A 12,927-nucleotide genomic window follows, 5' to 3' on the forward strand; every position below is an offset into this window, starting at 1 on the left:
CGCCAAGACAGTCCTTCCACCCTTGGTTTTATCACCTTCTTTCACCAAGATTTTGGTGCCTACGGGAAGAAAAATGTCTACTCTTGAGCCGAATTTGATGAAGCCAAATTCTTCACCGTGCTCTAAAGACTGACCTTCTGCTACATACCATTTTATTCTACGAGCCACAGCACCAGCAATCTGACGAACTAATACAGAAACACCATTGTCCATTTTTACTACCATAGTAGTACGTTCATTTTCCGTGCTTGATTTAGGGTGCCATGCTACCAGGTATTTACCAGCATGGTATTTAAAAAATTCTACTACTCCTTTTACCGGAGTTCTGTTAACATGGACGTTAACAGGAGACATGAATATGGAGAGTTGTATTCTCCTGTCTTTCAAAAACTCTTCTTCAGTAGTCTCTTCAATTACTACCACTTTACCATCGGCAGGCGCTATCACCTGGTTGGGCTGGGCATTAATCTTGAAAATTGGGTTTCTGAAAAACTGTAAAACAAGAAGGAAGATTATCGTACTTGCAACACCCGATATTTGTACTACCATACCGCCACCGTAGCTTTGATATAGTGCTATGTTGATAGTTGCCAACACAATTAGCATTACCAATAATAATAACCTGCCTTCTTTATGTATAGTCAAAATGTAATTTGATTTAGGTTTAGAATCCGCCTCTAAATTTGTAAGTTTTCGCCACTTTATCAATAGCCACTATATAAGCTGCAATTCTCATGGACACATCATGTTCCTGAGAAGTTCTGTAAACATTGTCAAAAGCATCTTTCATAATCCTGTCAGATCTTCTGTTTACACGCTCACCAGTCCACTTATAACCCAATCTGTTTTGTACCCACTCAAAGTAAGAAACAGTAACACCACCGGCATTGGCCAAAATATCTGGCGTTACCATAATTCCTTTATCATTGATGATGTTATCAGCTTTGGCAGAAGTTGGGCCATTGGCACCTTCTACTATCAATTTAGCTTTTATCTGATCAGCATTTTGAGAAGTAATTACATCTTCAGTAGCTGCAGGTACCAGCACATCAACTTCAAGGGTTAATAATTCAGCATTGTCAATTTTTTCAGCGCCTTTGTAGTTTTCTAAGGTGCCATTATTATTGTTTCTATATTCAATGGCCTCTTTAATATTGATGCCATTCTCATTAAAATATGCTCCGGAAAGGTCACTTACCGCTACTACTTTTACACCTCTTTCAGCAAGAAGCAAGGCAGCAAAAGAACCCACATTACCAAAGCCCTGTACAGCGCAAGTAGCTTTATAAGGATTGATTTTTAATTTTTCCATTGCAGCCAAAGCAGAAACCATTACCCCACGGCCTGTGGCTTCAGTTCTACCTAATGAACCGCCAAGTACTAAAGGCTTACCAGTAACTACAGAGTTAATAGTCATACCCTGTGTTCTAGAGTACTCATCCATCAACCAGGCCATTTCTCTTGGTCCCGTTCCCATATCAGGAGCTGGAATGTCTCTATCCGGGCCGAATATTTCTAGCATAGACAAAGTGTAACTTCTTGTCAAACGCTCAATTTCACCAGCAGACATCTCTCTTGGATTACACTTGATACCACCTTTGGCACCGCCATATGGAATATCAACAACGGCACATTTCCAGGTCATCCATGCGGCAAGGGCTTTTACCTCATCAAGGTTAACACCCGGGTCAAACCTGATACCACCTTTAGATGGTCCCAGGATATTTGAGTGAATCACTCTATAGCCATCAAACACTCTGATGGAGCCATCATCCATAGTGATGGGTAGCGATACGATTACTTGTTTTGCAGGAGATTTTAGTACGTTGTACACTTCATCATCCAACCCTAAAATTTGTGAAGCAATATGAAATCTTGACATCATTGCCTCGAAAGGGTTTTTCTCGTCTTTCAAAGGTGCAGGTTCAATGTAACCCATAAATACTAGTTTTTTGGTAGTTTAAATCGATTGCAAATTTATGTAATTATAAATCATAACGTCTTGCAGTTATTCAAAAGATTTTAAGGAATGCGGCAATAAATGGGGCCGCTAACAACAAGCCATCGAACCGATCCAGAAAACCTCCATGACCCGGGATCAATCTACCCGAATCTTTTATTTCAATACTTCTTTTAAAAAGCGATTCTACAAGGTCGCCATATGTTCCACAAATTACAATAATTACTCCAATTGAGAACCATTGCCATGGTGCTAATGAGTCGCTAAAGTGCGACAGCGTATAAGACATACCCATGGCAAGAATGAACCCACCCAAACTTCCTTCCCAGGATTTCTTTGGCGATACTCTTTCAAAAAGCTTTCTTCTTCCATACTTAACGCCTGCAAAATAGGCACCCGTATCATTAGACCATAAAATGAGTAATGAACCTAAAATAAGTTCGAAAGTATAGTCTTCAAGGCTGAAGGCTATCACATTTAATAATGAGAATGGAATGGCTACATATATGATTCCTAAAAAGGTAAAAGCGATACCTCTAAAGGGTTTTACTTCATTCTTTTTATATAAGTAGATGAGGTAAACACAAACTATGATAGGAAAAAGTAGAAAATAGTATTTATCATTTAAGTAGCCGCCTTCAATAAAGAACGAAAGAACGAATAAACTAAACCCACTAAATGTGCCGAAGGTTTTTAACGGAAGCATACCATCAAGACCTACCAATTTGTAAAACTCCAATTGGGTGATCATAGTGATGGCAAGAAATATTACGAAATACAACCACTCACTGAAATAAAGCCCGAAGCCAATAACCAATGCGCCTAATATGGCTGCTATTATGCGTTGTGTTAAATTGTTATACTTACTTAAAATCGATGTCATTTTTTATAATCTGCAGTGCCTTTATAACATCATCGGCAGATACATGTACCTCATGAGCACCGAAGTTATTATAGGATGAATCCTTTTTATTTATTATTACTGCGTTTATAGCAGCATCTTCCAATACATCTTTAACTATTTCAGCTCTGTATGATTGTTCAGCGCTATACACCTTTTGCCATGCTGCCATCCTGAGAGTTTATAGTTTGATAATGTTTGCGAAAATAGAAAATTAGACCAGAAGTAATAATAGTGAATATTAAAACAGTAGACAATTCAGGAGGGTCGCTATTTTGAATATCGTAGGCAACTATCTCTTCGCTGTAGAAATATATCATGCAAAGTGTGAATGCATTATTGACAAAATGCGCAAAAATGGGAATTAGTAGATTGCCTGACCACAGGTACAAGTATCCGAAGAGTGCACCTAAAAACATTCTTGGAAAGAAGCCAAAGAACTGCATGTGAATACCGCTGAATAATGCTGCACTTATCCATATTGCCCAATGGGCATTCCCAATGCCTTTAGAAAGTCTGTTTTGCACCAGGCCTCTGAAAACAAATTCTTCAGCAATAGCAGGAAATACGGCCATAATAAAAAGAGCAACAATGAACTGTACATTGTTATCAAACGTGGCTAGGAAACCAGTAAGTTCTGCAGCCATTTGTTCCTTTTCCTGAGCCCATTGCTCAAAGCCATTTAAGAACTCAGGTAAGTTAACGTTGGCATTCCATTCTATAATGAGGCTGTTAAAGCCCATAAATGTAAAAGTGATGATGCCGGCTAGCCCTAAGCCAATAATGCTTAAAGGGTTGGCGAAGAATGCTTTTATAGGAATATGCATTTTGGCCTTTACATATATTAGTGGTACAAGCACCATCCCTAATGTAGAGCCAGCTTGTAGAAAATAAAGTAATGTTTTGCCATCTGGGCTAGACGATGGGTCTGCTAAAGTATTTTGAAGTGATACAAGATCTTGAGAGTAAAAGGGTATTCCTGCTATAAATCCAATGAGCGGACCAATGATAATAAAACCAATGAGAGCTATAAATAGTAGGACAAAAGCATTAAAAACACCTTGACTTCCACCTGGCAATTCTACCTCACTTTTAATTATGTCCATAATTTGATCTAAATTTACAGTTTATTTTAAAGGTCACTAAAGTAAGCATTATCAAAATGGTTAAAATCGGAAATATTGAGGTTGGTGAATTTCCATTATTACTGGCGCCAATGGAGGATGTTAGTGACCCTCCATTTAGAGCGGTATGTAAAGAAAATGGTGCTGACCTGATGTACACAGAGTTTATCTCGGCCGAAGGGCTTATTAGAGATGCCGCTAAAAGTGTGCAGAAACTAGATATCTATGATTATGAACGCCCTATAGGTATTCAGATCTTTGGTGATAAGATTGAATCAATGCGCGAGGCTGCCACTATCGCAGAGGCTGCTCAACCAGAGTTGGTAGATATTAACTATGGCTGTCCGGTTAAGAAAGTAGCTTGCAAAGGAGCAGGAGCAGGGATATTGCTCGACATCCCTAAGATGCAGAAAATGACCGAGGAGATAGTGAAGCAGGTACAACTGCCTGTTACTGTTAAAACTCGTTTGGGTTGGGATGATAGTACCATCAGAATCGTGGAAGTTGCCAAAAGATTACAGGACGTTGGTATTCAGGCTTTGACCATTCATGGGCGTACGCGCCAGCAGATGTATAAAGGTGAGGCCGACTGGACTAAAATAGCAGAAGTAAAAAACCATCCTGATATTCACATCCCTATTTTTGGTAATGGCGATATCGATAGTCCTGAGAAGGCACTTGAATATAAAAATAAGTATGAAGTTGATGGTATAATGATTGGCCGAGCAGCCATTGGTTATCCATGGATATTTAATGAAATCAAGCATTTTCTGGAAACAGGAAAGAAACTGGAAGAGCCAACCTTGAATGACAGAATTGAGGTTACTAAAAAGCATCTGGATTTTTCTGTGCAGTGGAAAGGTGAGAAGCAAGGCCTTTTTGAAATGCGCAGACATTATACCAACTACTTCAGAGGCTTACCAAACTTTAAGCCCTACAGAATGAAGCTTGTTACCCTTGATAGCCACGCAGAAATTGTTGAAGTTCTGCAGGAGATTAAGGAAAATTTTCAGGAAGTTTACGCGGCAGTTTAAGAGCTGCATCCATCTATTTTATTGTAATTATGACCAAGCAAACTGGTGCCCTCGCCTGGGTGTTGATGGCTGTGCTGTCGTTGATCTGGGGGAGTTCTTTTATTTTGATAAAAAGAGGCCTTGATGTATTTAGTGCCGGAGAGGTGGGTGCCATCAGAATTGTAGCCGCTTCAGTCTTTTTGTTGCCTATTGCTATTCACGGTATGAAGAAGGTTCAAAAGAAGGATTGGTTTCTACTTTTATGTGTAGGCTTTTTTGGAAGTTTTATACCTGCTTTTTTGTTTGCCAAAGCTCAAACTCAAATACCTAGCTCAGTAGCGGGAATCCTAAATGCCCTCACACCACTATTCACTATGATCATAGGTGCGGTATTTTACAGTCAGAAATTCACCCCAAGAACTGTGCTCGGTCTCATTATAGGATTTGGTGGAACAGTAGTTTTGATACTTGCTGGAACGGGTGGGGACTTAAGCGCTCTGAATTACTATGCGCTTCTTGTTGTGCTGGCAACAATATTTTACGGAGCTAATTTAAACTTGATCAAGTTTAAAATTCCGGACTTAAATGCCCGAACCATTACCAGTATATCTCTGGCCTTAGTAGGTCCGTTAGGTATTGTCTATCTGTTCTTTATGACTCCTTTTGTAGAAAAGCTTACGTCTGTTGAAGGTGCCTATTTTTCATTGGGAGCCATTGTTTTGCTAGGGATAATGGGAACAGCCATTGCGCTAATTCTTTTCAATCAATTAGTAAAGATGACTACACCAATTTTTACCAGTTCGGTTACTTACTTAATACCGATAGTGGCTGTTATTTGGGGGATTCTGGATGGTGAGCAGTTGTTCTTGGGTCATTATTTGGGAATGACGGCCATAATATTTGGAGTTTATTTGGCCAATAGAAAGAAGAAGCCGGTTCAGCCTGCACAGGTTCCTAAAGGATAAATTAGTAGATAAATTAAAAGCCCATGATTTGTGTCATGGGCTTTTAATTTCAATGAATATAGCTCTTTAGAAATTGCCTCGGTTCAACTGAATCTTGCCAACACCGGCATTGTAGGCATCTTCGTATTTCTTAGCCAGCTCATCTTCACCATTTCTATATAGCGTTCTTTGTAGTTCGGCAAGTATTACCAAATTCACCTGGATCTCATATCCCATACTTCCATTGCCAGACTCTATCAGATATTCAAGCATTTCTAATGACCGGTCACCCAAAGTTTCCGCAACTTCTTTTGCCTTATCATCGGCATCGACCATATACAACAGTGCTACTGTTCTAGCGGTTGTATAATCATAATTGATAGAAGTATCAGGCATGCGCTCAAGACCAAAGAGTAAGGCCTTTCTTGCTCTTTCCATATCACCTTCATCAATTAATGCCTGCGCCAGTGTGTTAAAGCTACTTCTGTGATTAAGAACAAAGTTTCTGTAATCTTCAGTATAATAGACATTTGGATTGTCCAACTCACGATAGAAGAAGTTGTTCATCAGATTGTCATACATGATATCAGTATCAACAAAATCCTCCTGAGGATTTGGATTCTTGATAGGCAATATTCTAAAGGCATTGCCTTCCTGAATGGCATACTGACTAAGATCAAAATTGATCTGCTGCATTGAAGTATTGTTCAGGTAAATTGGTCTTTCCCAATTTGCAGTAGCTATATTATCCAATATTGCTAAATCCTTCTTCTCCAATGCATTTTTACCTTTTTTGAGACTGAATACCATATTGTCAACCAACAAACTATCCATTCCCTCAGGTACTATGCCAAGCCTTCGAACATGAGCTTTATCCACCTTTATTGAGAAGGTTCTGCTTGGAACCACATTAGCAGATGGGTATAGTTTAAGTCGCTTGTCATTATTCTTTAGCAGATTTAAGAACTGATTTACATCCAAAACTTTTACGCCTAAATCTTCATAAGGTAGGTAATCATTTAGACCACCCTGCTTGTAATTTTCTAGTGTCAAAGTAAATGGGAATGGTTCTGATTCATAGACCTGACGCATCATTTGGCCAATGTACCAGTCAGTGTTATAATAACTTAAAACAGTGACTCTTGTATCAGTCCTAAAACCTTCTACATCTTGCGAATACCATAATGGGAAGGTGTCATTATCTCCACCAGTATATAGAATGGCATTGGGTGCCAGAGAAGCTAGAAAGTTTTTAGCGGAATCTACAGAGAAAAATCTATTACTTCTGTTATGATCGTCCCAGCCTTGCTGTGCCATAATGGTGGGGGCAGTAAAGCATATAACTGTGGCTAAAATGGCCCCCATTTTCTTAGAGCTAAATCTTCCAATTAATTCTCCAAAAGCCAGTACTGCAAATCCTATCCAGATGGCAAAGGCATAATAAGAACCTACATAGATATAATCTCTCTCTCGAGGTTCTATTGGTGGTGAATTCAGGTAGAGAATTAGTGCTAATCCTGTCAAGAAAAACAGCATAGCGACCACTGCAAATTCCCTTTTACTTTTAGAGTATTGGAAGAACATGCCTACTATACCTAATATAAGTGGAATCATAAAGAAGTTATTCCTTCCCGGATTATTAGCCAGTTTGGAAGGCACTTTTTCCATAGCCCCTAATGGACTTAGCCAATCAGCATCCTGAATGTCACTTTCTCTTCCTGCAAAGTTCCATAAGAAATAACGCATGTACATCCAGCCCATCTGATGCTTAAACATGAAATAGATATTATCACCAAAACTAGGTTTTTCACCATCTCGTAGGCCTGTTACTTCCTTATAACGTTGAACATGGGCCGGAGCACTGCTGTACATTCTAGGCAGGATTGTAGTTTGAGATGGATCGTAAACATAACTTCTTGATCTCTCTTCAATTTCATATTCATCTTTTCCTTTCACATAAGAAGGAGCACCTTCTTTAGTATCAATTGGCTGTGCTGTGAAATACTGTCCATGTAGCAATGGTCTACTTCCATATTGCTCTCTTTTTAGATACTTCACGAAAGACATTACGTCAGAGGGGTCATTCTCATTTATCGGTGTATTGTAGTTAGATCTGATAACTACAAGTGCATAAGAAGAATAGCCAATTAAAATAAAAGCTAACCCCGTGAGGCAAGTGTTGAGAATTACTTTCTCCTTTTTAATCGAGTAAATGATTCCCCAGATTAAAGCTCCAATTATAAGTGAGCCAATAAAAATGGCGCCAGAACCAAAAGGCAGTCCGAGGCTGTTTACAAAATAAATTTCGAAGCTTCCTGCTAGTGATGGTAAGCCAGGGATTATAATGTTATTTATTAATACAACGATGAAACCACTCACGGCCATTGCAGCTACAATACCCCATGTGGTCGGTTCTTTATATTTCTTGAAATAATAGATAAGGCCAAGTGCTGGAATGGTTACAAGATTCAAAAGGTGAACGCCAATTGAAAGCCCCATCATATAGGCGATAAGAATTAACCAACGGTTGGCTCTACTTTCGTCTTCCATTAATTCCCATTTCAAAATGGCCCAAACCACAAAAGCGGTAAAGAATGATGATAATGCATATACTTCAGCTTCTACTGCTGAAAACCAGAATGAATCAGAAAATGTATAAGCAAGCGACCCAACTGCAGATGCACCTAAAATCATAATAGTTTGACCAAGATCCATTTCTGAAACATTGACAACTTTCAGAAGCTTTCTAGAAAGCATTGAAATGGTCCAGAAAAGGAACAGAATGGTGAAAGCACTGGATAGCACACTGATCATGTTGATCCAGTAAGCTACTTGAGTCACATCTCCAAAAGCGAAGAATGAAAATATACGACCTAATAAAAGAAAGAAGGGCGCACCTGGAGGGTGAGGTACCATCAATTTATATGAAACGGCAATAAATTCACCACAATCCCAGTAACTGGCAGTCTCTTCAGCAGTAATCAGATAAACCAATGCGCTGATGCCAAATACTATCCAGCCTCCTATATTATTGATTTTATTAAAATTCATTCAATCGATTTTTTAAATTTTAAATGGCGAAATTAACGAACTATCGACAATTAACCATACTTAGCTTTACTAACGGAAGATGCTGGGTATTATTTATATATCATAACATAGAAACCTAGCCATAAAAGGAAGAATAGAACATATGAGCTAAAAACAATGGCATAGGCAATTGTTTTCTTTTTTTGCGCTACAGTATGGATTCCATAGACTAGAATAAACCAATAGGCAACTTCAAAAATGTTCAGTGCTTTTAACGGATAAAATGCCTTGGGGGCTAATGTTTCAGTATCGAAAAGATTAATCAGTGAGAATGGATAAAATGCCCTAATGTCGAAAATATTATAGTCCCCAAAAACGAATAGAAACCAACATATTTTTAGAAACTCTGGGATTAGAAATATGGCTTCAGAAATCATTACAACTTTCCAGGTTTGTCCGTAGGTAATTCTATAACCAAACATGAAGCAGCCCATCCAGATGGTAAAACTAATAATGGTGAATTTGAATAGATAAACAACAGGTATAGTAAGGTATTGCAAGGCGTTTATGGCATGAAACATGCCCATTTCTCCTCTTTGATCGAGAATTTCAAAAGCGGTGGTCTCATTTTCTACAAATGTTTTCTTCACCACCAACAATGTTAAAGTGGCAAGGCAAAGCATTAAAAAAAAGGCCCAGGTATTGGTGTCATAAATACCTTTATCTTTGACTTCTTGATTCATGGCTGAAAATTAGACAATTAACCCATAACTTTAGGTGCCATTTACGTTAGTAAGATGCCGGTTACCTGATTATGGAATGAAATTTGAAATTCAATAGCTGAAATGAATTTCTGTATAGTATGAGAAAATTGTTAATCATAAGTATTGTAATCCTGAGTGGCTTTAGAGCTAATGCTGTTGAATTAGATAGCATTAATAAGAGCGAACAGATTATTTTAATTGCAGATATGCAGTTGCAGATTGACATCAATCAGGCCATGAATAATATGTATAATTTCAAGTTCGAAAAGGCCGAACAAGAATTTAAATACTTCAAAAAGAAATATGGCTGGCATCCATTACCCTACTTTTTATTGGGATTGAGTGAGTGGTGGAAGATTATGCCTGATGTTCGTAATAAGTCACATGATGACAAGTTTCTTGCTTACATGGATACCGTAATACAGATTTCTGAACGGCTACATGAAATACCCAAGCATGAAGTGGAGGCCTCCTTCTTTTTAGCAGCGGCATATGGTTTTATTGGAAGGCTACACTCCAGTGAAGAAAGAAAAAATTGGACCAAGTCGGCTTTTGCCGGTAAGAATGCATTAAATTATATGCAAGAGAGTGAGGGTTATCATGATTTGAGTCCCGAGTTGTTATTTGGTGATGCCCTTTATAATTATTTCAGAGAGTGGGTTCCAGAAAATTATCCTTTATTAAAACCATTGCTGGCATTTTTCCCAAGAGGAGACAAAGTGCTTGGCATTAAGCAATTGAAGGAGGTGTCCTATAATGCCTTTTACACGCGGACAGAGGCTATGGTCTTCCTAATGCGTATTTTAGGTGGGTTAGAGAATGACAAGCCAAGAGCACTTCAAATCAGCGAATACCTTCACCAAACCTATCCTGATAACCCTTATTTTCACAGATATTATGCTCGTCTACTTTACACTTCAGGAAAATTTAGTAGCACAAAGCCTGTAGCAGAAAGTCTATTGGCTAAAATTGATAGCGGTATGTTAGGTTATGAAGGTACCAGCGGTAGATATGCAGCATTTTTTCTGGGGCAGATATCAGAAAACACTAAGGACTTTGAGAAGGCTAAGTATTATTACAGAAGAGCAATAGAGTTTAGCGAAGATATTGATGCCACTGACACAGGATATTATCATTACGCCTTGCTGTCATTAGGTGATATTTACAAGGATGAAGGCAATGAAAAGCAGGCCAAAGTTTTCTATAAAAAGGTTAAGAAAACAGCTAAACGCAAGGACAAAGTCCATGAGCTGGCCAGAGATCATATGAAGGATTTTTAGATGGAATTAAGAGACTTCATAGTAACTCCAATATGGCTTTTTATAATCTATATCGTTGCTTATTGGCTACGCCCAAGGTTTACCGATGTAAATACCAAACGGTATTTTATTCCAGCTTTAACAGTAAAGATTCTAGGCGCAATAGCCGTAGGGGTTGTTTATCAGTTTTATTATGGATATGGAGATACTTTTTGGTATCATACATACGGTAGTAGAATAATATGGGAAACAATTATTAATAGCCCAATAGAGGGATTCAGATTAATTTTCGAAGAGAATCAATTTACAACTGATCTTTATCCATGGGCATCCAAGATTAGATATTATGAATATGATGACACCTATTTTATTGTAAGGCTTTCTGCTATTTGTGATTTATTCACCTTTAGTTCATATATAGGAACAGCGATGCTTTTCTCTGTGATAGGTTTTTCTGGTCTTTGGGCATTATTTAAAACCTTTTATTCAAGGTTTACTGAATTACATAGAAACCTAGCTCTTGCCATTTTATTTATTCCTTCAATCGCCTTTTGGGGATCTGGCATATTAAAGGATACAGTTACTTTATCTGCACTGGGATGGTTAGTTTATTCAGTTGACCAACTACTATTTAAAAAGAACAAATCTTTAATCATTCTATTGGTGCTGATTATCAATGTGTATATCCTCTTTGTAGTAAAAAAATATATATTATTAACTTTTGTGCCGTGCTCAATTATTTGGATTTATCTCAGTAGAATTTCGAAAATTTCATCCCTTTTGTTGAAAACTGCAATCGCACCTTTTTTAATTATTTTTTTTGCAATTTTTAGTTATTGGTCGGTCATAAAAATCAGTGAAAACGATGCACGCTATTCCATGGATAAGATAGCTGAAACCGCGAGGATAACAGCTTATGACATTGCTTATCAGACAGGTAAAGGCGCAGGGTCTACCTATGAATTGGGTCAATTGGATGGAACATTTGAAAGCATGATGAGTTTGTTCCCCAAAGCTGTTGTAGTCTCCTTATTTAGACCATTTCCATGGGAAGTAAAAACACCTTTAATGTTGTTAGCCAGCTTGGAATCAAGCGTTATCTTACTTTTAACACTCTTGGTTATTTTTAGAGGTAATTGGATTTCTCTATTATACGGAAAAATTGATCCAATCGTCATTTTTAGTATTTTGTTTGCACTTACATTTGCATTTGCAGTAGGAGTTTCAACATTTAACTTTGGGACACTAATGAGGTATAAAATCCCATTGATGCCATTTTATTTATCATTTATTGTTGTAGTCATTAACTCTGTCACGAAAGAATGATAGCCAGAGGGGTACTTTGGGATTTAATAGGAAAGGTTATCAATCAGGGAATAACCTTTATTATTTCAATTTTTCTTGCAAGGCTCTTGTTGCCAGCAGATTTTGGGCTTGTTGGAATGGTTATGGCCTTTATTAGCATCGCTCAGGTTTTCATTAATATGGGCTTTCAAACATCATTGGTGCAAAATCAAAATGTAACTCAGATACAGTATAGCACGATATTTTGGATTAATCTATTCGTGGCATTTTTTATTGGTGGACTCTTTATTATGTGCGCCAAATATATTGGCGATTTCTATAAAAATCCAGAATTGGTGCCTATTGTCTACGTCCTATCAATTACATTTATTACTGGAGCCATCGGCATCGTAAATCAAAGTATGCTGATAAAAAGAATGGATTTTAAAAAAATAGCTTTTTGCCATTTAAGGGCTTCCTTTTTTTCTGGGATTGTTGGTATTTATCTTGCGTTTAATGACTTTGGAGTCTGGGCATTGGTGTTTCAATATCTTCTGCATAGCATTATTCTTCAAATACTTTTATTTGTTAAATCGAAATGGTTACCTCTTTATAGATTTAGCTTCCATTCAGTTCAATCCTTATGGG

12 protein-coding genes are annotated in these 12,927 nt (G+C 37.8%); 5 read left to right on the forward strand and 7 right to left on the reverse strand.

Annotated elements, in window-relative coordinates:
• From E1140_RS06165 to E1140_RS06185, 5 genes are all read right to left on the reverse strand, one after another.
• On the reverse strand, window positions 1-645 hold a 645-nt coding region (locus E1140_RS06165; protein WP_155180369.1), incomplete at its 3' end, for a phosphatidylserine decarboxylase family protein.
• A 19-nt stretch (window positions 646-664) separates the two neighbouring features.
• Window positions 665-1,939 carry a Glu/Leu/Phe/Val family dehydrogenase gene (locus E1140_RS06170; protein ID WP_155180372.1) on the reverse strand — a complete coding sequence of 425 codons (1,275 nt, stop codon included), beginning with the start codon at window positions 1,937-1,939 and terminating at the stop codon, window positions 665-667.
• Window positions 1,940-2,012: 73 nt separating this feature from the next.
• Complete coding sequence (locus E1140_RS06175) at window positions 2,013-2,843, reverse strand: phosphatidate cytidylyltransferase (protein WP_155180375.1); 831 nt, start codon at window positions 2,841-2,843, stop codon at window positions 2,013-2,015.
• Window positions 2,824-3,033, reverse strand: a complete 210-nt coding sequence (locus E1140_RS06180) for a putative signal transducing protein (protein ID WP_155180379.1) — start codon at window positions 3,031-3,033, stop codon at window positions 2,824-2,826. The genes E1140_RS06175 and E1140_RS06180 overlap by 20 nt, the downstream gene beginning before the upstream one ends.
• Window positions 3,008-3,967 (reverse strand): CPBP family intramembrane glutamic endopeptidase, encoded by a 960-nt coding sequence (locus tag E1140_RS06185; protein WP_155180382.1) that lies wholly within the window; start codon window positions 3,965-3,967, stop codon window positions 3,008-3,010. The genes E1140_RS06180 and E1140_RS06185 overlap by 26 nt, the downstream gene beginning before the upstream one ends.
• A 56-nt stretch (window positions 3,968-4,023) precedes the next feature.
• Here E1140_RS06185 and dusB point away from each other — a divergent pair, with 56 nt between their 5' ends.
• Entirely contained in the window at window positions 4,024-5,019 is a 996-nt protein-coding gene (gene dusB, locus E1140_RS06190; protein ID WP_155180385.1) for a tRNA dihydrouridine synthase DusB, read from the forward strand.
• A 29-nt stretch (window positions 5,020-5,048) separates the two neighbouring features.
• Window positions 5,049-5,963 (forward strand): DMT family transporter, encoded by a 915-nt coding sequence (locus E1140_RS06195; RefSeq protein ID WP_155180388.1) that lies wholly within the window; start codon window positions 5,049-5,051, stop codon window positions 5,961-5,963.
• 66 nt (window positions 5,964-6,029) lie between these two features.
• Here E1140_RS06195 and E1140_RS06200 read toward each other — a convergent pair whose 3' ends face one another.
• Window positions 6,030-8,993: a glycosyltransferase family 117 protein gene (locus E1140_RS06200; protein WP_155180391.1), complete on the reverse strand. Its 2,964-nt coding sequence runs from the start codon at window positions 8,991-8,993 to the stop codon at window positions 6,030-6,032.
• Between the two features lie 89 nt (window positions 8,994-9,082).
• Window positions 9,083-9,715, reverse strand: coding sequence for a hypothetical protein (locus E1140_RS06205; RefSeq protein WP_155180394.1), 633 nt, complete (start codon window positions 9,713-9,715; stop codon window positions 9,083-9,085).
• Between the two features lie 119 nt (window positions 9,716-9,834).
• On the opposite strand from E1140_RS06205, the gene E1140_RS06210 reads away from it, so the two are divergent.
• The 3 genes from E1140_RS06210 to E1140_RS06220 all read left to right on the forward strand — a co-directional run.
• Window positions 9,835-11,016, forward strand: a complete 1,182-nt coding sequence (locus E1140_RS06210) for a tetratricopeptide repeat protein (protein ID WP_155180397.1) — start codon at window positions 9,835-9,837, stop codon at window positions 11,014-11,016.
• On the forward strand, window positions 11,017-12,321 hold the full coding sequence (locus E1140_RS06215) for a hypothetical protein (protein WP_155180400.1): 1,305 nt from the start codon (window positions 11,017-11,019) through the stop codon (window positions 12,319-12,321).
• The coding region (locus E1140_RS06220) for an oligosaccharide flippase family protein (RefSeq protein WP_155180403.1) at window positions 12,318-12,927 on the forward strand (610 nt) is incomplete at its 3' end. The genes E1140_RS06215 and E1140_RS06220, both read left to right, overlap by 4 nt.

It is taken from the genome of Fulvivirga lutimaris (genome assembly GCF_009711525.1).
In the GTDB taxonomy this organism is placed as follows: Bacteria; Bacteroidota; Bacteroidia; order Cytophagales; family Cyclobacteriaceae; genus Fulvivirga; species Fulvivirga lutimaris.